Genomic DNA, 23,770 nt, shown 5'->3' with positions numbered 1-23,770 from the left:
ACCGAAATTTGGCAAGTCTGCCCAAGAGGGGAACTTTTCTTATGTCCGAAGAAGTCATCAATGCCGACCGGCCGGATGGCCGGCAGACCGGAACAGGGGCCGAGCCGGCGGCCCACGGCCACCGCAATCTCGGCATTGCGCTCGCACTGATCTGCATGGCGCAGCTGATGGTGGTGCTGGACGGCACGATCGTGAACATCGCCCTGCCGCACATCAAGGGTGACCTGGGCTTCAGCGACGCGTCGCTGCCGTGGGTGGTCAACGCCTACGCGCTGGCGTTCGGCGGTCTGCTGCTGCTCGGCGGCCGGATCGGCGACATCCTCGGCCGCCGCAAGGTGTTCGTGATCGGCGTCGTGCTGTTCGGCCTGGCGTCGTTCATCGGCGGCATCGCGCAGAGCGAGACCGTGCTGCTGATCAGCCGGATCCTGCAGGGGCTGGCCGCCGCGGCCGCCTCACCGAACGCTCTGGCACTGATCACCACGACCTTCCCGGCCGGCAAGGAGCGCAACCGGGCGATGGGCGTGTACGCCGCGATGTCCGGAGCCGGTGCGGCCGTCGGCCTGATCCTGGGTGGCGCGCTGACCGAGGCGTCCTGGCGCTGGACCTTCTTCATCAACACGCCGATCGGCCTGCTGGTCGCGATCCTCGCGTTCCGCTACCTCGGTGAGTCGGAGCGGCAGACCGGCAAGTTCGACCTGCCCGGCGCCATCACCGGCACCGTGGGTCTGACCTCGCTCGTGTACGGCCTCACGCACGCCGCGACCAACGGCTGGGGCGACGCGCTCACGCTGACCTACATCCTCGGCGGTCTCGCCCTGATCGCGATCTTCCTCGGGATCGAGGCCCGCTCCCGGCACGCGCTGATGCCGTTCCGGATCCTCGCCAACCGGACCCGGGGGATCAGCTTCTTCGTGATGTTGATCGTCGGCGCCGCGATGTTCTCGATGTTCTACTTCCTGGGCATCTTCGTGCAGTCGATCATGGGCTACAGCGCGCTGAAGACCGGTGTGTCGTTCCTGCCGTTCAGTGTCGGCATCGTGGTCGCGGCGCAGGTCGCGTCGACGCTCGTGGCCCGGATGGATCCGCGCTGGATCGCCGGCGTCGGTGGCGTCCTGGTCGGCGCCGGGATGTTTGGGTTCAGCCGCCTCGAGGTCGACTCGACGTACCTGACCCACCTGCTGCCGTACATCCTGGTGCTGTCGTTCGGCATGGGCCTGATCTTCGTACCGCTCACGCTGACCGCGGTCAGTGGAGTCGCCGCGGAGGACTCCGGTGTCGGATCCGCCGTACTGAACACGGTGCAGCAGATCGGTGGTGCGGTCGGACTGGCGCTGCTGGGCACGATCTCCACCAGCGCGATCAAGGACAAGTTCGCCGAGCTGGCCCCGGGCCTGCAGCAGGCGGCCGCGTCCGGGCAGTCGCCGGATCAGATCAAGCAGCTGCAAGGCCAGTTCACCGCGCTCGCTACGACGCACGGCTTCACCCGCGCGTTCCTGTGGTCGTCGGCGCTTGCAGTCGGCGCCGGCCTGATCACGATGATCGGCCTGTCCATCAAGCACAAGGACCTGGCCAACGACGGCCAGAGCCCTGTCCACATGGGCTGATCGCACCGGTACTCGAAGGGCCTGCTTCCCGGGAGGGGGGAAGCAGGCCCTTCGTCTTGCTCCCCGGCACCTCCTAGGGTGTTGCGGGACCAAGGCAACGATTCGGGTGTGAGGTAGCGCGTGGCCGAGCAGGTTTTCGACGAACAGCACCGGCGTCTGCAAGGGACGGTGGCCTCGATCGCCGAGGGTGTCGCCGCCTTCGCCGGCCGGCCCGGTACGACGGTGCGGGTGATCGCCAAACAATCCGAGGCCGATTGGCGGCGCTACGTGCAGCGCCTTGGAAACACGTTCGCCGATACGAACCACCTGACCGAGACGTTGCGCCGGGGGCTTCCGGGCATCGACCGCGGCCCGGGCTGGCGGTCCCAGCGAGCGGCCGTGGACGCCCTGGCGCATCCGGACGCGGAGTACGCCGTCGTGGCCGAAGCCGGCGACGACGGACCGATGACGGTCGTCACGTTCCAACGGAACAAGGACGACCTGGTGGTGCTCGGCGGCGGTACGACGTTCCCGTCGGCGCCGGCCGGCGTACTCGCCGACGCCTCGTTGCCGAGCGGCCGGCAGGCCGGGTACGCCGCGCAGTACGCGCTGGCGTCGATCGCGGCGCAGGAGACCCTGACGCTGGCCCACGAGGTCTCGCCCGACACCTGGCACGGGCCACGCGCACTCGAGGCCCGCCGAATGATCTGGACGAACGGCCAGGCGGGCAGCACGAAGACAGCGGCGCAGGCCTGGTCGGCCGACGACGTACGGCACATCGCCGAGCAGGTCGCGCTCGGCCAGGTCGACGGCCGGGATCCCTTCCCCCAGGTCCGATCGGCGATTCCTGCCGGGCAGAATCTCCGCCGGATGGCCACCGAGCTGAAGGGCTGGATCGATCGCGGCGGCACCATCGAGGTCTACGACCACGGCAATCCGGACGACCGGGACGCGGCCGGTCTCGCCATGCTGGAACTCGCGGGGAACTCCGACTACCTCGCCCAGAACCCGATTCCTGACAAGCCCGGCGTACGGACGCTGGTCGCCATGGCGGACGGGCAGCCGCGCGGCCTCGTCACCGCCGGACGGAACGCCGACGGCAATCTGCACGTACTGCGGTTCATCGCAACGGCCGACGGCGGCGCGTTCCGGGCGACCGAGTGCGCGATGATGGAGGAGGCGCGCCGGGCAGGTGGCGGGGTGACGTTCTCCACGGCCGGTGCGCTCGAGTACGCGCGGACGGCGGAGTTCTCGATCAGCGCGGCCGATGCCGCGAACCGGTCGTTCCAGGTGCAGTACAACGTGGGGAAGCTTGACCGGGAATCGGAGCTGCAGATGAGGGAGCTCCTCGGAGTGCTGGATGCCCGGGGAGACCAGGCCGCCGTCGACCCGACGGAGCTCGCCGCCTCGGTGCAGCGGTTCCGCGAGTCCGGTGGGGACGTGTTCTTCCTCCGTACGTCCGAACCCAGGTTCGTAGCGCTCCAGGAGCAGGCGTCCGAGACGGTGTGGGCGGCCGCGGAAGGTGCCGAGGGTACGGTGCCTCCGGGCGTTGACGGGATGTGGCGGGCCATGAATCCGCCCTCGACCGAGGACGGCCAGATGGTTGCGGTCGCCGTACTCGACGGCGCGCCGGTCGCTGCGGCCGCGATCAAGGACACCGGCTCCCGGTACGAGCTCGGGGCGCTGGGGGCGGTCCCGGGCGCCGACGATGCGTTGGTCGCCGCCGTTGTCGAGGGGGCTTACTGCCGGGCGTACAACACGAAGCCGTTCACGGCGTTCCTGCCGGACAGCGAGGCGGAGTCGGAGCAGATCTCCGCGGTCGGGCTGCAGGTGACCGGGGTACGGCCGCTCGACGACGCGAGCCGCGTCGAGGTCCGCATGCCGGACGACCGGCGGCAGGCGGTCATCACTGCGGATGCGCAGACCGGCTGGACGCCCGCGCGCTCGCTCGACCTGATGGCCGACTCACTCACCCGTTTCCAGGACGACAACGGATCGGTACTCCGTCTGGATCACGCGGTGGCTGCGGACCGGCTGGTGGCCGACGAGATCGTGCGGGACGTGCAGACCGACAACAAGGCCGGCCGGTCCGAGCTTCCGGTACCGCCCGTGAACGGGAACCGGACGACGGTCGTGGCGCGGTCCGACGAGCACGGTCCGGCGTACATCACTTTCGACGAGACGCCTGCGGGCGAGATCGAGGTCGTCGATGTCGCGGCCAAGGGGTACGACTACACCGCGCGCGAGGCCACCCGGTACTGGTTCTGCGACCAGATCGCCCAGCGTCAGCAGGAGCCGGTGCTGAACGAGCGGGTCAACGACATCGAGCGTTCGCGGGGCACCTGGCAGACCGCGAAGAGCAAGCACCTGGCCGACGGCATGCGTAATCGTCTCGGCGACCGTGCATCCGAGCTGTTGCGGACGGCACCGGCGTCCGCGCCTGCCGCCGAGCCACGGACGCCTGGCCGCGAGGACCAAGGACAGTCGGCGAGGCGTCCCGAGGGACGCGGCGGTCGCGGACACCTGGAGCGTTAGCGTCCTGGGCCCGGCTTTCGGCGGTCAGAGCGGTTTGCGCATCACCAGTTCGCGGTGGATGCCGTCCGCCATCAGGTCGCCGGGCTCGTCGGTGTCGACGTACCCGTGCCGCAGATAGAGGTTGTGGGCCGGGTCGTTGCCCGGGACAACCGAAAGCTCGAGCGTGGTGGCGCCGGTGCCGCGGGCCCAGTTCTCGATCGCGGTCATCAGCGTGTTGCCGACGCCCTTGCCGCGGCCGAGCGGCGCGACCCACATCGACACCAGCTCGGCGGTCTGCGCTTCGTCGTCGGTGAATCCGCCGGCCATCCCGGCCGGTGTCCCGTCGACCGTCGCGATCACCTGGTACGCGCTGGGCACGCTGAGGCGCTCACGCCAGCGTTCCTCGGGGGCGTCGACCCAGTCCGCGAGTTGCGAGCCGAAGGCGTACGGAGCCTCCGTGAGGGCGGCGAGCCGAAGCTCCCGCCAGGCCTTCCAGTCGTCCGGGCCGATTGCTTGTACGTCGATCACGTCGACAGGATCGCAGCCGGCCCGGACCTGGGACCAATCAGTTTCGGGGCGGGAACTTCGAGGAGACCCAGTCGCGGACGCCGCCGAGGCCGTCGCCGAGGTCGCGGAGGAACTTGGCCAGCGGGTCCTGCGAACGGTTGAACGCGTCGGTGTACGACTTGGCGGCGTTCTTCGCCTCCTGCGAGATCGACGCGTCGCCGTCGTCCTGGCGCTTCGGGTACTCGCCGGAGACGATCGTGGTGTACTCACCCTCGTCGACCCAGCGGCGCAGCTCGTGCGCACGGATCACGGCCAGCGGGTGCGACTGCGCCTCGAGGAGCAGCAGCTTCAGTACGCTGTCGCGCAGGTCTCCGGCGCTCTCGTACTCCGTGCCCTGGGCAAGGAACGCGGTGGTGTCGAGCTCGTTCAGCTGGCCACCGCTGGCGAGCTTCATCTGCACCCGGAGCGCAACCGCCGGGTCCTGGACCGCGAGCAGACCCGCCCGGTCGCCGGACAGCTCGGCCTTGCGGGACCACTCGTGCAGGGCGGCGATGATCGCCCGCAGCCCGAGCGCGCCGATCGGCATCCAGTTGATCGCGCCGGTGAGCCGCATCAGCCAGAGCAGCAGCGACTGGTACAGGGCGTGACCGCTCTGCGCGTGACCGAGCTCGTGCCCGAGGACGAACCGCAACTCCTCCTCGTCGAGGCCCTGCAGGAGCGCGCTGTTCACCACGATGAACGGCTTGTCCATGCCGATCGTGACCGCGTTCCAGATCGGGCTGTTGGTCACGTACAGCTCCGGGAGCTGCCGAACGTCGAGGGTGCTGGCGGCCTCCGTGTAGAGCCGGTTCACGGTCGGGAACTGCCGCTCGTCGACCCGGATCGCGGAGCCGAGGTACTGCAGCCGGAAGGCGCGCTCGTTGATCAGGCCCGACATCTTCCGCAGTACGTAGTCGAAGCCCTTCAGCTGCCGCAACGCCACCAGCGCACCGCGGTCCGCGGGGTGCTCCCACGCCCGCGAGCTGATGTCGGTCAGCGTCACCCGCTGCCGCGTCGGCCGATCACTGTTCTCGGTCACCTTGTCCCCCTCTGCCCGGTCGTCATGGGTTCCGACATTAGCTCGCCTTCGGGGTCCAGCGGGGATTGAGCGCTGCGGCCAGTACGAGGCTCGGGACCCAGCCGATCGGTACGGCCCACCATCCGGCGCCCTTGCTCGCCGCGAGTGCGGTGGTGGCCACCGACAGCGCCGTACCGGCGAACCAGTACCAGGTCGCGTTCCAGCCCGGATGGTCCGTGGCGCGGCGGTGACCGACCCAGGCGAGGGTGAGCGTCGCGGGCAGCGCGAGCGCGACGGAACCGAAGGCGAGGATCGCCAGCATCATGGCGACCTCGGCGGGCGTGAAATGGATGGCTCCGAGCGGGATCATGCCACCGATCCTGGCGCCCGGACCGATGGTTGCAGAGCGTAGGAATACTCAAATCGGCGCTCAGGTCCTAGCCTGGCCCGCATGAGTGAGGTTGACGACGGGGTGTGCCGTGAGGTCGACCGGCGCGACGACAAGGCACGAGCCTGGGTGTCCGAGGCCATCCGGATCGTGGACGCGGACGCGAACCGGAGTGCGGACACGCACCTGCACGTGTTCCCGATGCCGGAAGGCACCGGCGTGGAGCTGTACCTCAAGGACGAGTCCGTGCACCCGACCGGCTCGCTCAAGCACCGGCTGGCCCGGTCGCTGTTCCTGTACGCCCTGTGCAACGGCTGGATCCACGAGGGCACCACGGTGATCGAGGCGTCCAGCGGCTCCACCGCGGTCAGCGAGGCGTACTTCGCCCGCCTGCTCGGGCTGCCTTTCGTCGCCGTGATGCCGCGCTCGACCAGCCCTGAGAAGGTCGAGCTGATCGAGTTCTACGGCGGCCGCTGCCACTTCGTCGAACGCTCCGGCCAGATCTACGGCGAGGCCAAGCGGCTGGCCGAGGAGACCGGCGGGCACTACATGGACCAGTTCACGTACGCCGAGCGTGCGACGGACTGGCGGGGGAACAACAACATCGCCGAGTCGATCTTCGGGCAGCTCGCACTCGAGCAGCACCCGATCCCGACCTGGATCGTGGTCGGCGCCGGCACCGGCGGCACGTCGGCCACCATCGGGCGCTACGTCCGCTACCAGCGGTTCGACACGTCGGTCGCGGTCGTGGACCCGGAGAACTCCGCGTTCTTCCCGGCGTTCGAGGCGGGCGACCACGAGTTCTCCACCGGGCGCCCGTCCCGGATCGAAGGCATCGGGCGGCCGCGGGTCGAGCCGTCGTTCGTACTCGGCGTGGTCGACCGGATGATCTCGGTTCCGGACGCCGCCTCGATCGCCGCGATGCGCTTCTGCTCGCGCGTCACCGGCCGCCTGGTCGGCGGCTCCACCGGTACCAACCTCTGGGGCGCACTCCGCCTGGCCGCCGAGATGCGCCGCACCGGCGCCCGCGGCAGCATCGTGACGCTCCTGTGCGACAGCGGCGAACGCTACGGCAACACCTACTACGACGACACCTGGCTCCGCACAGCCGGCATCGACATCACCCCGTACGCCAACACCCTCGACGCCTTCGCCACCACCGGCCTCTGGAAAGAACCGAACGACAGGTAGTACACCCCCGAGACACCGTACGCACCTGCCCTTTCACGCTCAGGTGCACTACCTCCCCACCCACCACCTCCTGTCCTTAGGGGTGGATGGCCAGTTTGCCGGTGGTGGTTCGGGATTCGAGGGCGGTCAGGGCTTTGGAGCCGTCGGCGAGGTCGTGGGTGGTGGGGGTGCCGGCGGGGATGATGCCGGTGGCCAGGAGGGTGAAGAGTTCGCGCATTACTTCGCCGAAGATCTGCGGTGCTTGTTGGATCAGTACGCCGAGGTTGAGGCCGATGAGGTGGAGTTGGTGTTTGTAGACCAGGTCCCAGTTGGTGACGGCGGATTCGCCGGCTGGTAGGCCGGAGACCACGACGCGGCCGGTGACTCGCTTGGTGGCGGTGAGGCTGGTTTCGAGGGTTGGGCCGCCGATCGATTCCAGCGTCAGGTCGACTCCGGCGCCGTCGGTGAGGTGCAGTACGTCGGTGGCGAGGGTCGTGCTGCGGGAGCCGAGGACGTGGTCGGCGCCGAGTGCGCGTACTACCTCGTGCTTCTCGGGTGACGCCGTTGCGATCACCGTTGCGCCGTAGTGCTTTGCCAGTCGGACGGCAGCCTGTCCGGTTCCGCCTGCTGCGGCGTGGATCAGGACGGTTTCACCGGCGCTGAGTCGGCCCAAAGGCCTGAGGGCGGCGAGTGCGGTCGGCCAGTTGACGACGAGGCCCAGCGCTTGTTCGTCGGTCCAGCCTTCCGGTACGGGTAGTGCGGCGACTGCCGGCAGGACGACGTACTCCGCGAATGCCCCGCCTCCGATGCAGATTCCGATGACGTGGGTGCCGGGCGCGAGTTGAACGCCCTCGCCGACGGCGATCACCTCGCCGGCGGCCTCGACTCCGGCGGTGTACGGCGGGCGCGGCCCGTTGGCGAAGGTGCCGTACGACTGGGAGATGTCGACGTAGTTGATGCCGGCGGCAACGACCCGGAGCAGGACCTCTCCCGGGCTGGGTGCGGGGACCGGAACGTCGGCGAGTTTCAGGGCCGACGGTCCGTCGAGGGAGAGCTGCTGCAGGGCGCGCATGGGCATCCTTCCAGTATTCTTGGTCGATCGACCAACAAAGCGTGGCACCGCGAGCTGCGGTGGTCAAGCTAAACTTGGTCGATCGACCAATAAATCTGGAAGGACGGCTGATGGCGACTCGCGGCAGACCGCGGACGTTCGACCCGGACGTCGCGCTGCGCCAGGCGCTCGACGTCTTCTGGGAACGCGGCTACGAGGGCACCTCGCTGAGCGATCTGGCCGCGGCGATGGGGATCAGGTCGGCCAGCATCTACGCGTACTTCGGCAGCAAGGAAGACCTGTTCCGCCAGGTCATGACCCTGTACGGTGCAACCGCCGGCGAGCCGCCGCGCCGCGCCCTCCGCGAACATCGGTCCGCCCGCGAGGCGATCCACGCGATGCTGCGCGCCACCGCCGACCAGATCACCCACCCCGAACACCCGCACTACTGCATGCTCATCCTCGCCTCGCCCACCGGCGCCGTGGAGAACCACGCGGTCCGCGAGTTCCTCGCCGAAGGACGTCACGGCATGTACCTCGAGATCAAGGACCGCCTCGCCCAGGACCCCGACGTACCGAAGGCCGTCCTGGAGCCGCTGGCCCGCTACTACACCACCGTCGTCCAAGGCCTCTCCATCCAAGCCCGCGACGGCGCCACCCGCCCCCAACTAGAAACCACCATCACCTACGCGATGGCCGCCTGGAACACCCTGACCACATGACCCACATCCTCATCATCCAACCGGCAAGGATTTAGTGGCCGGTGCCGTCCTGGAGGATCCAGGTGAGTAGGGCTTGGGTGTCTTTGGCTCGTTGGGTGGGGGATTTGTAGAGCGTGGGGGTGTTGGGGGACTCGCGGAGGTTCAGGGCCTCGTGGGCTATTTTGCGCCAGCGGGGGTCGAGGGAGTTGGCGATGTAGCGGCCGGCGCCGCTCTTTGAGGTGAGGGTGCGGGTGGTGAGGACGTGGTGGAGGCGGGCAGCACCTAGCGTCACCCAGGTGACAGCGGCGTCATTGTTGCCGAAGGCATCTAGGCCGGCGGCCTCGATCTTCCCGGCGAGGCCGCGCCAGTACGTGTCGAGGTTGTTGCGGGTGAAGGCGATCAGCTCGTCGCTACTCGTGTAGATCGGCGGGACCTCGCCGCGGACGACGACCGGACGTTCGGCGAGTTCGTGCCAGGTGACGAGGTTGATGTCGATGCTGCCTTCGGGGTTGAACGCGCCCTCGAAGAACACCGGGCGGGGTGGGAGCTGCGCCGGGTCGGTCGCGAGATCCGCCGCCGTGCAGTGGAACCCGTCGAAGGTCAGGTCCGACTTGGCGGCCGCATGCGCTTCCTCCAGGAGGTCGAGATCGGGCAGTTCGTCCCACACCGCTACGAAGTCGACGTCACTGCCGGGGAAGAACTCGCCCCAGTAGAGGGAGCCGTGCAGGAAGAGGCCGGTCAGGCGGCCGGGGAGGCGGCTGTCCACCTCGGTCAGGAAGCGGCCGGTGAGCTCCCGGACGGCAGGCGGCAGGGGCGGCAGAGTTGGCGGCGAGGTCATCAGGAGAGCCTCTCAGCGACGTCGTCGGCGAGTTTGGACAGGAGGCGGCCGAGTTCCGAGCGGTCGTGCTCGGGCCAGTCGGCGATCACGCCGCGGAACCAGCCGACGATCGTCGAGGTGTAGCGGTTCGCCGCCTCGGCGCCGGTCTCGGTCGCCTCGATCAGGCTGGCGCGGCGGTCGCTCGGGTCGGCGACCCGGCGGACCAGGGCGCGCTGCTCGAGCGCCTGCACCTGCCGGGTGACGTGCGGGCCGACCACCTGCATCCGTTCCGCGATCTCGCCGACGCGCAGCGGGGCGCCGGCCATCGAGAGCGTCAGCAGGATCGACATCGCCGGCCGATCGAGGGCGAGTCCGGTTGCCTCGGTCGCCTGCTGTGCCAGCCGGCCCCGGTTGATCGCCGTACTCACCTGCGCGAGTCGTGGCAGGAAGTCCAGCTCGTCCGTCACTTGATTACCTACCTTAGGTATGTTTATCCTGGAGCAACTAGATACCTAAGGTACATATTTCTGGGAGAGGTCTCCATCATGACCACAGTTCTGATCTCCGGCGCGAGCATCGCCGGGCCCGCCCTGGCGTACTGGCTCGACCGGTACGGGTTCCAGGTGACCGTCGTCGAGAAGTCGGGCGCGATCCGCGGCGGCGGGTACCCGATCGACATCCGCGGCACGGCGCGCGACGTCGTCGACCGGATGGATCTGACGGCACGACTGCAGAAGGCGCACGTCGGCACCCGGAGGATCGGCTTCGTCGAACCGGACGGCACGCCGATCGCGGCGCTCAAGCCGGAGACGCTGGCCGGCGGAGTGGAGGGACTGGATCTCGAGGTACGGCGGGGTGACCTGGCCGACGCGCTGTACGAGCCGATCAAGGACCGCGTCAGGTTCCGCTTCGACGACTCGATCGCGACGCTGGACGATCACGGCGACCGGGTCGACGTCGTCTTCGAAAGTGGCGACAAGCAGAGCTTCGACCTCGTCATCGGGGCGGACGGTCTGCACTCCAACACCCGCGGTCTCGTCTTCGGCCCGGAGGAGCAGTACCACCGCTACATCGGCTACGCGTTCGCAGGCTTCACCCTGCCGAACGACTTCGGCCTGTCCCACGAGGGCGTCGTCTGGAACGTCCCCGGCCGCGCTGCCGTCCTGTACGCATCCGAACCGAACGACGCCGTCCACGGCTTCCTCACGTTCCGCCAGGAGGAGCCGCCGTACCAGGCGTTCCGCAACCCGGAGGCGCAGCGTGAGCTGGTCGCGTCCAGGTTCCCGGAGGACGCTTGGTACGTACCGCGGCTGGTGCAGGCGATGAGTGAGGCGGACGACCTGTTCTTCGACGTGGTCAGCCAGATCCACATGCCGACCTGGTCGCGCGGACGGGTCGCTCTGGTTGGCGATGCGGCGTACGCGACGTCGTTCCTGTCCGGGCAGGGCTCGAGCGTCGCGTTGGTCGGCGCGTACGTACTGGCCGGCGAGTTGGCGACGCACGCCGACCACGCGGAAGCCTTCACCGCCTACGAGCAGCGCATCCGCGGTTTCGTGGAGCAGAACCAGGCCTTGGTCGACATCGGCCGCAGCAGCCTGGCTCCTGACACCCAGGAGCTCATCGACGCGCGCAACAGTGCACTCCGCTCAACAACCGCCGACAGAACCGACCGACAGGAAGCCCACAGCGCCCTGACACTCCCGGACTACCGCTAGCCGTCAGCCGCCCAGGGCCAGGCCGATGCCGAGGCCGATGGCGTACAGGAGCTCGGTGAGTCCGGTGAACTTGAGTACGGGGATCAGTGCGGGACCCACTGCGTCGCTGAGGATGACCCGGGTCGACTTCACGGCCAGAGGAAGGGCGACGAAAGCCAGGAGGGTCCAGGGCGTGGCGATTGCGGAGACCGCGGCGAGGACGAACGCCAGCGCAGTCAACGCGGCGTACAGACGGCGGGACCCCGCAGCGCCCAGGACTACGGCCAGCGTCCTCTTGCCGGTGACGGAGTCGGTGGGGATGTCACGGAGGTTGTTGGCGACCAGGAGCGCACAGGCGATCGAGCCGATCGACACAGCGCCGGCGACCGCGGTCCAGCTCAGCGTCTCCGCCTGGACGTACGTCGTGCCGAGCACAGCAACCAGACCGAAGAACAGGAACACGCTGACCTCACCCAGCGCCCTGTAGCCGTACGGCTTCTTACCGCCGGTGTAGAACCACGCACCGAGCAGCGAGGCCGCCCCCACGACCAGCAACCACCACGTGGTCGTCGCACTCAGTACGAGGCCCAGCACTGCGCCGATGCCGAAGCAGGTGAAGGCGGCCGACTTCACCGCCGTCGGTGTGGCGACCTTGGAGCCGACGAGGCGCAACGGGCCGACACGGTTCTCGTCGGTGCCGCGGATGCCGTCGCTGTAGTCGTTGGCGTAGTTGACGCCGATCTGCAGCGCCAGGGCGACGCCGAGAGCGAGCAGTGCCTTCCACCAGACGAAGCCGTCCAGGTAGGCGGCCGCGCCGGTTCCGACGAGCACGGGCGAGATCGCGGCGGGCAGGGTGCGAGGGCGGGCGCCTTCGATCCACTGGGCAGGGGTAGCCATGACCGTCGATTCTGTCAGTCGTACGGCCGACCGGCAGCAGCGGGCCGCGGGTGTGGTGTAGCTCTCCAACGTGCCCGGAATCGGGCCCGAGCCGAGGGCGGGCCGTACGCTCTTCACTGTCATGTCTACCTTGCGGCTGATTCCCGGTACGCCGGATGCGGTGCTGTCCGCGCTGACCGACGTACTCGACGGAAGCGGTACGCCGTTCGCGCCGCTGCCGGAGGATGCCGCCGGGGCCGCGCGGGTGCGCCAGGCGGCCGCACCGGACCAGCCGGTCGAGGACGGATGCGCTGTGGTGCTGACCACATCCGGGTCCTCCGGTGAGCCCAAAGGCGTGCTCCTGTCGCGGGACGCGCTGCTCGCATCGGCAGCCGCCACCCACGACCGGCTCGGTGGCCCGGGGCAGTGGCTGCTGCCCATGAAGCCGTACTTCGTGGGCGGCCTGCAGATCCTGACCCGCTCCCTGGTCGCCGGTACGACGCCAGTGCTGGTCGAGGACAACTTCACTGCCGCGGCCCGCAAGCTCACCGGTGCACGGCGTTACACGGCCATGGTCCCGACGCAGCTGGCGCGGTACCTCGACACGGACCTCGATGCGCTGCGGTCGTTCGACGCGATCATCATCGGCGGTGCGTCGACGTCGGAGCTGCTCAAGCGACGTGCGGCCGAGGCCGGTGTCACCGCGATCCCGGCGTACGGCATGACCGAGACGGGGAGCGGTTGTGTGTACGCCGGTGTGCCCCTGGACGGTACGTCCATCGACCTGGACGACGGGCGCATCCTGATCAAGGGCAGCACGCTGTTCTCCGGGTACCGCCTGCGTCCTGAGCTGACGGCCGATGTACTGCGGGACGGCTGGTTCCGGACGCAGGACCGCGGTGAGATCGTCGACGGGCGGCTGCGGGTCGTCGGGCGCGTGGACGACGTGGTCATCTCGGGTGGCGTGAACGTGACGGTGACGACCGTGCAGGCGCGGCTGCTGGAGCACCCACAGGTCAAGGACGCTGTGGTGCTGGGCGTTCCGGATGCGGAGTGGGGGGCGCGGGTGGTCGCGTTCGTCGTCGGTGAGCCGGCCCGGGACGAGCTGCGCGACTGGGTCAGCGAGACACTGCCACGGACCTGGGCGCCACGAGACGTTGTGCGGCTGGACGCGTTGCCGATGCTTGCCTCGGGCAAGGTGGATCGGCAGCGGTTGCTGGAGGGCGTGCGGTGATCACGTACTCGATCGGCCTGAAGAACAAGTTCCGCGGCATCACGGTGCGCGAGGGGATGCTGTACGAGGGTCCTGCGGGCTGGGCGGAGTGGAGTCCGTTCCTGGACTACGACGACGCCACCTGTGTCTCCTGGTTACGCGCTGCGCGTGAGGCCGCCGAAGACGGCTGGCCGGCGCCAGTACGCGAGTACGTACCCGTGAACTGCACTGTGCCCGCAGTAGGACCGACCAAGGCGGCTGAGATCGTCAGAGCATCCGGTTGCAGTACGGCGAAGGTGAAGGTGGCTGAGCCAGGTCAAACGCTCGCCGACGATCTGGAACGTGTTGAGGCAGTACGGGACGCCATCGGCAGCGGACAGGTCCGCATCGACGCCAACGGGCTGTGGTCGGTGGACCAGGCCGTGAAGAACCTCAAAGAGCTGCAGCGATTCGACCTGGAGTACGTCGAGCAGCCGTGCGCGACTGTGGAGGAGCTGGCCGACGTACGGCGACGTACTGGCGTACCTGTCGCCGCTGACGAGTCGATCCGCCGAGCCGAGGACCCGCTGCGGGTCAAGAAGCTGGACGCCGCTGACATCGCAGTACTGAAGGTGCAGCCAATCGGTGGTGTCCGTGCCTGCCTGGACATCGCCGAGCAGATCGGCCTGCCGGTAGTGGTGTCGTCGGCGCTGGAGACCTCCGTAGGCATCGCCGCCGGTGTCGCACTCGCTGCCGCGTTGCCGGAGCTCCCGTACGCGTGCGGCCTCGCCACGGTGTCGATGTTCACCCGAGAGGTCGTGGCTGAGCCGTTGCTGCCCGTCAACGGGTTCCTGCCGGTCAAACGTGTCGCCCCGGATCCTGAACTACTGCAGGCCGCACAGGCGGACGCAGAGCGGACCCAGGTGTGGGAAGAGCGCCTGTCCCGAGTAAGGAGTGCTGGATGAACCCGTCCACCGCGTTCGCGACTGTGGTGGTTGACGAGCTGATCCGCTGCGGCGTACGGGAGGCCGTGGTGTCTCCCGGCTCCCGTAGCGCCCCGCTGGCTCTCGCACTCGCGGCTGCCGATCGTGACGGGCGTCTCCGACTGCACGTGCGCATCGACGAACGTACGGCGGGCTTTCTGGCCATCGGGCTGATGCGGGGGACCGGTCTACCGGTACCTGTCGTCACAACCTCTGGCACTGCAGTAGCGAACCTGCATCCCGCCGTACTCGAGGCATCGCACAGCGGGCTCCCGCTGATCGTGCTGAGCGCTGATCGCCCACCTGCGCTGAGAGGCAGCGGTGCGAACCAGACGACCGACCAACTGAAGGTGTTCGGCTCAGCGGTCCGCATGTTCCACGAGATGGGTACGCCGGTACGTGAGATCGGACAGGTCGCGTACTGGCGCTCGCAGGTCGCGAGAGCCGTAGCCAACGCGACAGGTGCCCGCTCCGCCGACCCGGGACCTGTGCAGCTCAACTGTCCTTTCAGCGAGCCCCTGGTGCCTACTGATGGTCCTGAGTGGCCGGAGCCGTTGGCTGGCCGCAGTACTGGGCCGTGGACCGCTGTGCATGCTGCGACTGGTCAGCCTGCTGCAGTGTCCCCAGGACCCCGAACTGTCGTCGTTGCGGGGGATGGGGCATCGCAGGCGGCCCGGCTGGCTGCCGAAGCCGGCCAGTGGCCGTTGTTCGCGGAGCCGTCCAGCCGCGCGCGGACGGGGCCCGCAGTTGTTGCGGCGTACCGGTTGTTGCTGCAGGCAAGCTCTCTCGGGGACGAGATCGAGCGGGTGATCGTGTACGGCCACCCGACGCTGTCGCGGCCGATCTCGAAGCTGCTGGCGCGGCCGGACGTCGAGGTGATTGTGGTGTCGCCGACCGGGTTGTGGCCGGATCCGGCGCGCCGCGCGAAGTCTGTGGTGACCGGGCTCGAGGTTACCGGGCCCGACCCGACCGACTGGCTGGCCCGCTGGCAGCACGCCGACGAGCTCGCCCGCCCGGCGATCGGCAAGGTGCTCGCGGACGGCCTCAGTGGGCCGCGGGTCGCGGCACTCGTGGGCGCGGCGGCCGGCGCCGACGGCATGCTGGTCGTCGCCTCCTCGAACCCGGTCCGCGACCTGGACCTCGCCCCGGTCGTCCCGATCCGTACGATCGCCAACCGCGGCCTGGCCGGGATCGACGGCACCATCTCCACGGCCGTCGGCGCCGCGCTGGCGAACGCGGGCCCGACGTACGCGCTGATCGGTGACCTCGCCTTCCTGCACGACAGCAACGGCCTCGTCATCGGACCCGACGAGGCCCGCCCCGACCTGCGGATCGTGGTCGTCAACGACAACGGCGGCGGCATCTTCTCCACGCTCGAGCAGGGCGATCCGACGCACGCCACGCACTTCGAGCGGGTCTTCGGTACGCCGCACAACGTCGACCTGTCCGCGCTGTGCGCCGCCAGCGGGACGCCGTACACGCTGGTGCGGACGGCCGACGAGCTGCGTGCGGTGCTCGTACGAACGATCGCCGGGCTGGACGTGGTCGAGGTACAGATCTCCCGCGACGGCCACCGCCCGCTCAACGAGTCGCTGGTCGAGGCGCTCAAGCAGCTGTAACCGGGACCTTCTGGGCCGGCTGCAACGTACGTAGGTGGTTCAGCAACGGCAGCGCGATCGCTATCACCAGGGCGGTGGTGGTCAGGATCGGGATCGTCGCGCCGCGCAGCGAGGAGTTGAGGGGCGCGGCGATCGTGAAAATCAGGCTGACCGCGGTGATGATCGTCGTCAGGCGCCGGCCGGGGCGGGCGACAGCGAGGAACGGCAGGCACCACAGGAAGTACCAGTCGTGTGCGCTCGGCCCGAGTACGACCACCGCGAGCAGTGCGACTCCTACGGCCCGGGCTGCGTAGTGGATCGAGGACCGGAGGCTCAGCCACGCGATCAGACCGAGTGCCGCGACCATGCCGACCAGCCGGACGATCTGCAGCGCCTGTGCGGCAGCCGTATCGTCGCCTAGCCAGCCGAGTACGCCGGACGCGGCCATGCCGATCAGGTTGGCGATGGAGAACGGTGAACGGACCAGTCCGGGTACGTCGAGCGCACCGAGCCAGCCGGAGCCCACACCGGTCAGTGCTCCGATGGTGACGAGTGTCAGTACCGACACCGCACCCGCAATGACCAGACTGGCGAAGCGGTGCAGCCGCCCGGCCAGAGGACTCATCACAGCGGCGATAGCGATAGCAACCAGCCCGCCTGGCAGCTTCACCGCGGCGGCAGCGCCGGCTACTACTGCCGCCGTACCCCAGTGGCCGGTCAGGGCGAGCGCGAAGGCGCTGCAGGCCAGTCCCAGCATCAAGATGTCGTTGTGGGCCGCCCCGATGCCGTGTGTGATCAGCATGGGGTTCAGCACGACCAGCCAGGTCGCAACGGCAGGATCAACGCGACATGCGGTCGCTAGACGCGGCACAGCCCACGCTATGAGCGCTATGCCGAGTACGGCGAGCAGGCGGTGCGCCAGCATCAGCACGTACGGGTCCATGGTGAGGTGTGCGACCAGACCGCCGTACGCGAGCGGCAGCGGACCGTACGGTGCCGGTGTCTGCATCCACATCGGGTCGACAGCCTCGACGATGTGGCCGGACAGCACGCCGGGCCCTACGTCGTACGGGTTGTAGCCCTTCGCCACCAGTGCGCCCTGCGCGGCGTAGCTCCAGGCGTCGCGGCTGAACAGCGGTGGCGCCAGCAGCAGCGGGATGCTCCAGTACGTCGTCATCCGTACCAGCGGGAACCGCTCGCCCATCATGACCCGGCGGCCCACGGTCAGCCAGGCCCAGGCCATCAGCCCGAGCCCGGCGACCATGAACGTGAGCCCGACCATGCGGCCGGTCAAGGAGTGCCGCAGCAGGATGGAGGCGACCCACGAGGACGCAGGCACCACCGACGTCACCAGGCTCGCGAGAGCGACTACGACAGAGCCGACGACCCCGCGAACCATCGGCGAACGCATGAGCGGACCGTAGCCCGCCCATGCGACGCGTCGATGAACATTAGGGTACGTCTCCCGATTCCCCGCCTACTGCGCGGCACTCGGCGGGCACCTCGCTGAGCGGGAGCGAAGGGCACGATGAAACCCACATCGAACCCTCCACTCCCGCTCACCGAGGCACTCCGCCGAGCACCTGCTCGCTACGGCGTGGAATCGGGAGACGCACCCTAAGCGGATTCCTTGCGGAACGTCCGGGCGCCGACGGTCAGGCCGATGATGGTCAGGAGGACCACCCAGAACAGGCCCCACAGCGACGACGAGCTGCCGATGTCGCCGCGGAACAGGGCCCGGACGCCGTTCACCACGTGCTTGAGCGGGCTGATGTCGGACAGCCGCTGCAGCCAGGTCGGGCCGATCTGCATCGGGAGCAGGATGCCGGACAGCAGCAGGAGCGGCATGGCGATGCCGTTCAGCAGCGGAGCCAGGGCGTCTTCGCTCTTCGTGATGAGCGCGACCGAGTACGACAGCGAGGCGAACGTGGCGCCGAGCAGTGCGACGATCACCAGCGACAGCAGTACGCCGCCCCACGGAGCACGGAGGCCGAGGGGGAGTGCCGCGAGCAGCAGGAGCACGGACTGCACCACGAGCACCACGACATCGCGCAGTACTCGCCCGGCCATCAAGGCGATCCGGGAGGCCGGCGTGACGCGGTCGGCCTCGATGACGCCGGCCCGGTACTCGGCGATCAGGCCGAAGCCGACGAACATCGCGCCGAACATGCCGAGCTGCACGATCAGGCCGGGAATGAACACCTGGTAGGCGTTCGTGGTGGCGCCCTGGCTGATCTGCGCGGTGATCGGCTTCAGCAGCGGGCCGAACAGGAACAGGTACATCAGCGGCTGGCTGAGCATCAGGATCGACCACATCGGATTCCGCAGCGACAGCCGCATCGCCCGGTGGAACACGATCCAGGTTTCCCGCAGGACATTCACGCGGCGGTCTCCTTCTTCTCCTCGGGGGCCGCCGCGTCCTCGTCGCGCAGTGAGCGGCCGGTCATGGTCAGGAACACGTCGTCGAGCGTCGGGCGATGCACCTCGACGCCGTGCAACTCGATGCCCTGGGCATCGATCGAGCGGAGCAGCGCGGGCAGCACCGAACCGCCGCGCGGGATCCGGAACCCGACCACGTCGTCGTCGGTCTCCACCTGCGTCGCACCGTCGAGCGCCTCGGCGATCTTCATCACCGACGGCGCCTGCGCCGGATCCGCGAGGCTCAGCCGGACCGCGTCACCGGAGACCTGCTGCTTCAGGTTCTCCGGAGTACCGGAGGCGACGATCTTGCCGTGGTCGATGACCAGGATCCGGTCGCAGAGGGCGTCCGCCTCGTCCAGGTAGTGCGTGGTGAGGAAGATCGTGGCGCCCCGGTCGCGGAGGCCGCGGATGTGGTCCCAGAGGTTCGCCCGGGCCTGCGGGTCGAGGCCGGTGGTCGGCTCGTCCAGGAAGATCAGCTTCGGATCGTGGATCAGGCCCATCACGATGTCCAGCCGGCGCCGCTGCCCGCCGGACAGCGTCTTGCACTGCCGTCGCCACAGCCCCGGCAGATCCAGCTCCTCGAACAGCCGCTGCCCGTCCGCCGCAGCCTTCGCCTTCGGTACGCCGTACAGCCGGGCGTGATCGACCACCTCGTCGCCCGCAACCGCCTCGGGCAGCGTGGACCCACTCTGCGGCACGTACCCGATCCCGCGCCGGACGCCGACCGGATCCTTCGCAAGATCGCAGCCGGCCACCGTCGCCGTACCGCTGGTCGGCTTGATCAGCGTCGCCAGCATCCGCAGCGTCGTCGTCTTCCCGGCCCCGTTCGGCCCCAGGAACCCGACGATCTCCCCATCGGCCACATCCAGATCAACCCCCTGAACGGCCTGTACCGCCCCCCGCTTCGTCTTGAATGTCCGCACCAACCCGCGCGCCTCGATCATCATGCGCCCCAGTCTGAATGCTCAACATTGACTAGTCAATGTTGATTAACGCGGTTCTCGCCGCGTCGGGCCGGCGGCAGGCGTTCAGGGGATAACCGCTCAGCTTGTGGGTTCGCCACCGGTATGACGGCGGACAACCCACCAGCTCAGCGGTTAACCGCTGAAACGGCGCGTCTGTGGGGCGGCACCATCCACCCGATGCCGGGCCCGGAGGCTCCACCTGGTGCCTCCGGTCCTCGTGCATCCGTCCGAGGGGCCTTCGCGGCAGGGGCGGATCGTCGAGTCGTGGGAAATGGCTGGGGAAACCGACCACGATCCACGACTCGGCGTTCGGGATGGCAGCCAAATCCCACGACTCGACGAGAGCGGGGGTGGGTGCGACGGGGTGGGTGGGTGACGGGGTGGGGGGTCAGATGGATGGGGGGCTCGGGATTTCGCCCCACGCGGTGATTTGGCCGGGTGAGGGGACCCAGTCGGCGGGTTCGCCGGCGAAGGCGTAGGCGCCGGCCTGGACGCGGGCCAGGAAGTCGTGGGTCCACTGGAGTTCACCGCGGTCGCGGGCCGAGGTGATGCGGAACATCTCGACGACGTGGTTCGGGGTCGCGGGGTCCTCGCTGATCTGGCGCTCGGCGAACGGCTCGGACTTGAGCAGCGCCTCCAGTTGGCTGATCCGCGCCTCGAGCGCGGCGATCACCTCGTCGCGGCGCAGCGACCACATGAAGCTGATCGTCGCCTGCATCTTGTCGGGGTGGAACCCGTCGACCGTCCACAACATGCCGCGCAGCAGTGAGAAGTACTCGGTCTCGCCGTCCGCGGTCAGCTTGTACGACGTACGTCCGGGCCGGTGTGCTCCGTCCTGCTCGATCTCCTGCAGGTAGCCGTGCTTGGCGAGCGTCCGCAGACCGGTGTAGATCGAGCCGGGGTTGATGTTCGCCCAGTCCTGGACGTTCCAGGTCAGCAGCTCACGCCGCAGCTGATACCCGTACGCCGGCTGGAAGATCCGCACGACCCCGAGCAGCAACAACCGCGTGGTGGACATGGTCGCAGTGTAAATCGGTACGACTGCTGAACGCCCGCAGGCGTACGCTCCGAGGCATGGAGGTCCGCGTAACAAGCGATCCACAGTCGTTCGGGAAGACGGTTTTCCCCTTCCTGCAAAGCGATCCGGTGCTGCACACGATCATCATGTCGAACGTCCACGAGCGGGCGAACGGCAGCGCGCAGGCCGAGAACGAGCCGTCGTACTTCGTTTCCGTCCACGACCCGGACATGATCGGCGCCGCGACGCGTACACCAGGACGCGGCGTCAACCTCGGCGCCTTGCGCGCGGAGCTGGCCCAGCCGGTCGCCGAGGCGTACGCCGACGTACTGCCCGAGCTGCGGAACGTGAACGCGACCGAGGGCAGAGGCACCCGGTTGCACAAGCTGATCGAACACACCCCGCCGGAGCATCGGCGGCGCGGGTACGGCGGAGCGCTCACCAGTCACGTGACCGTGCGAATACTTGCTGAGGGCAATTATGCCTGCCTCTACACGGATCTGGCCAACCCGACCGCGAACAAGCTCTACCACCAGGCCGGCTACCGCCCGGTCGCCGACTTCGTCGATGTGGACTTCACCTGATGACCGCCAGCGCAGTCCACGATCCCCGGAGCAGCCATGTCGTCGCTTGATCCGGTTCGGCACGTCGTTCTGCTCGAGGAACTGGACGCCGGCGGCGTACGGGTGGAAACCCTTGGCGGCGCCACCGCCGTGGCACGCGAGCCGCGGGGGATCCGGTTGGGCGCCGTTGCGCCCGATCAGGTCGACAACTTGGTGACCGCGTTGCTCGACGCGGCGCCGGAGTCGTCCGCGGTCGAGGGTGAGGGCGAGGTCGCCGGGGCCTTCGCCGCGGCGTGGGCCGTTGCCGTCGGCAAACGAGTCGAGGAGCGCGGCGGCGTACGCCTGTATCGGCTCGGCGAGTTGAAGGTCCCGGACACGCATGGGAGCGCCCGCCTCGCCCGGCAGGCCGAGACGGAGTTGTGTGCGGACTGGCTGACCGCGATGGCCCGTGAAGAGGATGCGCAACGCGGCTGGACGATGACCCGGCCGCTGACACGCGTCCGGCGAATGATCGACGAGCGCCGCCTGTGGGTGTTCGAGGACGGGGCCGGACCGGTGGCGCTGGCCGGGCATCGCCGACCGCGCGCAGGCGTCGTACGGCTCGGACCGATCTACACGCCGCCGTACCTCAGACGACGCGGGTACGGTGCTGCGCTGACCGCGCAAGTGGCCCAGAACCTGCAGCCGGCCGAGATCTGCCTACGGACAGATCTCGGCAACCCGCATTCGCATCGCGTCTATCAGCAGGTCGGCTTCGAGGCCCTTGCCGACCTGCGGAGGTTTCAGCTGATCTCGAGCGTCTGACCCGGCGTCAGGCCGTGGTACGGGAGCTCGTCGGTGTTGAGGAACCGCTGGAACATGTTCAGGCCGATCGGGCTGAGCAAGGCGTCGTGGACGCCGACCAGCTGCTCCGCCTTGATGGCGCGCGCGTAGTCGACCGCGGGCGGCAGGGAGAACCACGGGCCGGAGATCGGCACCAGGTTGGTGTGGACGGCCCGGTCGGGCTGCGTGAACGAGTCGCCCGGGTGGTACACGGCGTCGTCGATCAGAAAGCCGATGTTCTCGCACGGCACGCCCCACTCGGGCAGGATCACCGCGTGGTCCTCGCCATAGGCACTGACCGAGAACCCGGCCGCGTCGAACGACTGCCCGCCCTCGACCACGTGCACCCGGTCGCCGAGCGCGGTCAGTTGCGCGGCCACGCCGGCGTTGGTGTAGACGGGCGCGTCGAGTGCGGCCACCCGGTCGACGTCCAGGTGGTCCTGGTGCTCGTGCGTGACGAGGATCGCGTCGGCCTTCTCGAACGCCGCGTCCTCACTGAACGATCCCGGGTCGACGAGCAGGACCTTGCCGTCCTTCTCCACCCGGACACAGGCATGTGCGAACTTCGTGAGCTTCAACTCAGTCTCCTAGCGCATCTCTCATCGGAACGAGCTTGGCGTTCGTCTCGGCCAGTTCGGCGTCCGGGTCGGACCCCGCGACGATGCCGGCCCCGGCGAACAGCCGCATCTTGCGGGCGTCGTCCGGGTCGGCCTGGCCGCAGCGCAGCGCGATGCACCACTCGCCGTCGCCGGTGGCGTCCATCCATCCGACCGGTCCGCTGAACCGGCCGCGCTGCATGCCCTCGATCTCACCGATCAGGTCCCGCGCGACCGGCGTCGGCGTACCGCAGATGGCCGCGGACGGGTGCAGCGCGGCGGCCAGCCCGAGGGCGGAGGCGCCGTTGTTCGCGACACCGGCGACGTCGGTGGCCAGGTGCATCACGTTCGGCAGGTGCAGGACGAATGGCGTCTCGGGCACGTTCATCGACTTGCAGTGCGGCTCGAGGGCGTCGGCGACCGAGCGGACCGCGTACTCGTGCTCCTCGAGGTCCTTGCTCGACCGGGCCAGCGACGCGGCCAGCGCCAGGTCGTGCGCGTCGTCGCCGGTCCGCCGGATCGTGCCGGCCAGCACCCGGGACGTGATCAGGCCCTTCTCGCGGCGGACCAGCAGCTCGGGCGTGGCGCCGATCAGGCCGTCGACGGAGAACGTCCAGCAGTTCGGGTACGCGGTCGCGAGCCGGTGCAGCGGCCAGCGCAGATCGATCGGCTGCTCGGCGATCGCGATCAGGTCGCGGGCCAGTACGACCTTGTCGAGGTTGCCCGCGGTGATCCGGCGGACCGCGTCGGCGACGATGCTCGACCAGGCGGTCCCGGTCCGGGCGCCGTCCGCGAACGTCACGTCGTAGACCGGGGACGGCTCGTGCACCTCGAGATCCGGCGGCGCGACCAGCGAACTGGCCGGCGAGATCGTGGTCACCCAGGTGGTGCCGGCCCGGCGGCCGACGATCACCTCGGGAACGACCAGCTCGCTCGGGTCGTCGTCGGTGAACCCGAACGACCCGAAACAGAGCAGCCCGGAGCCCGGCACGCCGACCTCGTCGCGGACCACGGCCGCGCCGGTCAGCTCCTGCCACCAGGACGTGGCCTTCTCGAAGCGGTTGCTCCCGGCAACGTCCAGCCGGGCGGCGACGCCCCAGCCGACGTGCCCGTCGCCCCGCCGTACCCAGGCGAGCCCGCCGGCGTCCGGCAGGTGGTCCAGCAGCTGCGCCGACACGCCGTCGACGGCCTGGCTGCGAATCACCAGACGCGGAGCCTGGCTCACGATCGGGTCAGACAAGCTCACAGCACCAC

Annotated in this window: 23 protein-coding genes; 10 read left to right on the top strand and 13 right to left on the bottom strand. The window is 68.9% G+C overall.

Annotated elements, in window-relative coordinates:
- Positions 1-41 precede the first annotated feature (41 nt).
- Positions 42-1,604: an MFS transporter gene (locus tag ACGFI6_RS20755; protein WP_393120771.1), complete on the top strand. Its 1,563-nt coding sequence runs from the start codon at positions 42-44 to the stop codon at positions 1,602-1,604.
- A gap of 120 nt (positions 1,605-1,724) precedes the next feature.
- Positions 1,725-4,118, top strand: coding sequence for a hypothetical protein (locus ACGFI6_RS20750; protein WP_393120769.1), 2,394 nt, complete (start codon positions 1,725-1,727; stop codon positions 4,116-4,118).
- Positions 4,119-4,142: 24 nt separating this feature from the next.
- On the opposite strand, the gene ACGFI6_RS20745 is transcribed toward ACGFI6_RS20750, so the two are convergent.
- From ACGFI6_RS20745 to ACGFI6_RS20735, 3 genes are read right to left on the bottom strand one after another with little or no spacing between them, the layout of a single operon-like run.
- The gene (locus ACGFI6_RS20745; protein WP_393120767.1) at positions 4,143-4,625 is read right to left on the bottom strand and encodes a GNAT family N-acetyltransferase; all 483 of its coding nucleotides are present in this window, start codon (positions 4,623-4,625) and stop codon (positions 4,143-4,145) included.
- Between the two features lie 37 nt (positions 4,626-4,662).
- Entirely contained in the window at positions 4,663-5,682 is a 1,020-nt protein-coding gene (locus ACGFI6_RS20740) for a M48 family metallopeptidase (protein WP_393120764.1), read from the bottom strand.
- A gap of 37 nt (positions 5,683-5,719) precedes the next feature.
- The gene (locus ACGFI6_RS20735) at positions 5,720-6,031 is read right to left on the bottom strand and encodes a hypothetical protein (protein ID WP_393120762.1); all 312 of its coding nucleotides are present in this window, start codon (positions 6,029-6,031) and stop codon (positions 5,720-5,722) included.
- Positions 6,032-6,112: 81 nt separating this feature from the next.
- On the opposite strand from ACGFI6_RS20735, the gene ACGFI6_RS20730 reads away from it, so the two are divergent.
- Positions 6,113-7,240 (top strand): PLP-dependent cysteine synthase family protein, encoded by a 1,128-nt coding sequence (locus ACGFI6_RS20730; RefSeq protein WP_393120760.1) that lies wholly within the window; start codon positions 6,113-6,115, stop codon positions 7,238-7,240.
- A 76-nt stretch (positions 7,241-7,316) separates the two neighbouring features.
- Here ACGFI6_RS20730 and ACGFI6_RS20725 read toward each other — a convergent pair whose 3' ends face one another.
- Positions 7,317-8,291 (bottom strand): NADPH:quinone oxidoreductase family protein, encoded by a 975-nt coding sequence (locus tag ACGFI6_RS20725; RefSeq protein WP_393120758.1) that lies wholly within the window; start codon positions 8,289-8,291, stop codon positions 7,317-7,319.
- Positions 8,292-8,401: 110 nt separating this feature from the next.
- Between ACGFI6_RS20725 and ACGFI6_RS20720 the strand changes: the two genes are divergently transcribed.
- The gene (locus tag ACGFI6_RS20720; RefSeq protein ID WP_393120755.1) at positions 8,402-8,992 is read left to right on the top strand and encodes a TetR/AcrR family transcriptional regulator; all 591 of its coding nucleotides are present in this window, start codon (positions 8,402-8,404) and stop codon (positions 8,990-8,992) included.
- A gap of 31 nt (positions 8,993-9,023) precedes the next feature.
- On the opposite strand, the gene ACGFI6_RS20715 is transcribed toward ACGFI6_RS20720, so the two are convergent.
- Together ACGFI6_RS20715 and ACGFI6_RS20710 are read right to left on the bottom strand one after the other, a co-directional pair.
- Positions 9,024-9,809, bottom strand: coding sequence for a hypothetical protein (locus ACGFI6_RS20715; protein WP_393120753.1), 786 nt, complete (start codon positions 9,807-9,809; stop codon positions 9,024-9,026).
- Complete coding sequence (locus ACGFI6_RS20710; RefSeq protein WP_393120751.1) at positions 9,809-10,255, bottom strand: MarR family winged helix-turn-helix transcriptional regulator; 447 nt, start codon at positions 10,253-10,255, stop codon at positions 9,809-9,811. Before ACGFI6_RS20710 ends, ACGFI6_RS20715 begins: the two co-directional genes overlap by 1 nt.
- A gap of 78 nt (positions 10,256-10,333) precedes the next feature.
- Here ACGFI6_RS20710 and ACGFI6_RS20705 point away from each other — a divergent pair, with 78 nt between their 5' ends.
- Complete coding sequence (locus ACGFI6_RS20705; RefSeq protein ID WP_393120749.1) at positions 10,334-11,503, top strand: FAD-dependent oxidoreductase; 1,170 nt, start codon at positions 10,334-10,336, stop codon at positions 11,501-11,503.
- A 3-nt stretch (positions 11,504-11,506) separates the two neighbouring features.
- Here ACGFI6_RS20705 and ACGFI6_RS20700 read toward each other — a convergent pair whose 3' ends face one another.
- On the bottom strand, positions 11,507-12,379 hold the full coding sequence (locus ACGFI6_RS20700; protein WP_393120747.1) for a 1,4-dihydroxy-2-naphthoate polyprenyltransferase: 873 nt from the start codon (positions 12,377-12,379) through the stop codon (positions 11,507-11,509).
- Between the two features lie 121 nt (positions 12,380-12,500).
- Here ACGFI6_RS20700 and menE point away from each other — a divergent pair, with 121 nt between their 5' ends.
- The 3 genes from menE to menD are packed head-to-tail and all read left to right on the top strand — an operon-like array spanning position 12,501 to position 16,152.
- Complete coding sequence (gene menE / locus ACGFI6_RS20695; RefSeq protein WP_393120745.1) at positions 12,501-13,592, top strand: o-succinylbenzoate--CoA ligase; 1,092 nt, start codon at positions 12,501-12,503, stop codon at positions 13,590-13,592.
- Positions 13,589-14,515 carry an o-succinylbenzoate synthase gene (locus tag ACGFI6_RS20690; RefSeq protein ID WP_393120742.1) on the top strand — a complete coding sequence of 309 codons (927 nt, stop codon included), beginning with the start codon at positions 13,589-13,591 and terminating at the stop codon, positions 14,513-14,515. The genes menE and ACGFI6_RS20690 overlap by 4 nt, the downstream gene beginning before the upstream one ends.
- Positions 14,512-16,152, top strand: a complete 1,641-nt coding sequence (gene menD, locus ACGFI6_RS20685) for a 2-succinyl-5-enolpyruvyl-6-hydroxy-3-cyclohexene-1-carboxylic-acid synthase (protein WP_393120741.1) — start codon at positions 14,512-14,514, stop codon at positions 16,150-16,152. The genes ACGFI6_RS20690 and menD overlap by 4 nt, the downstream gene beginning before the upstream one ends.
- Here the strand turns inward: menD and mptB are convergent.
- The 4 genes from mptB to ACGFI6_RS20665 all read right to left on the bottom strand — a co-directional run bounded on the left by mptB (position 16,139) and on the right by ACGFI6_RS20665 (position 20,535).
- On the bottom strand, positions 16,139-17,542 hold the full coding sequence (mptB, locus tag ACGFI6_RS20680) for a polyprenol phosphomannose-dependent alpha 1,6 mannosyltransferase MptB (RefSeq protein WP_393120740.1): 1,404 nt from the start codon (positions 17,540-17,542) through the stop codon (positions 16,139-16,141). The two genes, menD and mptB, sit on opposite strands and share 14 nt — an antisense overlap.
- Before the next feature lie 206 nt (positions 17,543-17,748).
- Positions 17,749-18,513: an ABC transporter permease gene (locus tag ACGFI6_RS20675; protein WP_393120738.1), complete on the bottom strand. Its 765-nt coding sequence runs from the start codon at positions 18,511-18,513 to the stop codon at positions 17,749-17,751.
- Positions 18,510-19,499: an ATP-binding cassette domain-containing protein gene (locus ACGFI6_RS20670; protein ID WP_393120736.1), complete on the bottom strand. Its 990-nt coding sequence runs from the start codon at positions 19,497-19,499 to the stop codon at positions 18,510-18,512. The genes ACGFI6_RS20675 and ACGFI6_RS20670 overlap by 4 nt, the downstream gene beginning before the upstream one ends.
- A 406-nt stretch (positions 19,500-19,905) precedes the next feature.
- A complete protein-coding gene (locus ACGFI6_RS20665) occupies positions 19,906-20,535 on the bottom strand; it encodes a PadR family transcriptional regulator (RefSeq protein ID WP_393120734.1) in 630 nt (209 codons plus the stop codon).
- Positions 20,536-20,591: 56 nt separating this feature from the next.
- Here ACGFI6_RS20665 and ACGFI6_RS20660 point away from each other — a divergent pair, with 56 nt between their 5' ends.
- Both ACGFI6_RS20660 and ACGFI6_RS20655 read left to right on the top strand, forming a co-directional pair.
- Positions 20,592-21,119 carry a GNAT family N-acetyltransferase gene (locus ACGFI6_RS20660; protein ID WP_393120733.1) on the top strand — a complete coding sequence of 176 codons (528 nt, stop codon included), beginning with the start codon at positions 20,592-20,594 and terminating at the stop codon, positions 21,117-21,119.
- A 36-nt stretch (positions 21,120-21,155) separates the two neighbouring features.
- Complete coding sequence (locus ACGFI6_RS20655; protein ID WP_393120732.1) at positions 21,156-21,902, top strand: GNAT family N-acetyltransferase; 747 nt, start codon at positions 21,156-21,158, stop codon at positions 21,900-21,902.
- On the opposite strand, the gene ACGFI6_RS20650 is transcribed toward ACGFI6_RS20655, so the two are convergent.
- Together ACGFI6_RS20650 and ACGFI6_RS20645 are read right to left on the bottom strand one after the other, a co-directional pair.
- Positions 21,881-22,498 (bottom strand): MBL fold metallo-hydrolase, encoded by a 618-nt coding sequence (locus ACGFI6_RS20650; protein WP_393120730.1) that lies wholly within the window; start codon positions 22,496-22,498, stop codon positions 21,881-21,883. The genes ACGFI6_RS20655 and ACGFI6_RS20650 overlap by 22 nt on opposite strands.
- 1 nt (position 22,499) lies before the next feature.
- Positions 22,500-23,762 (bottom strand): isochorismate synthase MenF, encoded by a 1,263-nt coding sequence (locus ACGFI6_RS20645; RefSeq protein WP_393120728.1) that lies wholly within the window; start codon positions 23,760-23,762, stop codon positions 22,500-22,502.
- Between the last annotated feature and the right edge of the window lie 8 nt (positions 23,763-23,770).

Source organism: Kribbella sp. NPDC048928 (assembly GCF_043197975.1).
Taxonomy (GTDB): Bacteria; Actinomycetota; Actinomycetes; order Propionibacteriales; family Kribbellaceae; genus Kribbella.
Note: the sequence above shows the minus strand (reverse complement) of the source record. Positions and strands in the feature narration are given on the sequence as shown.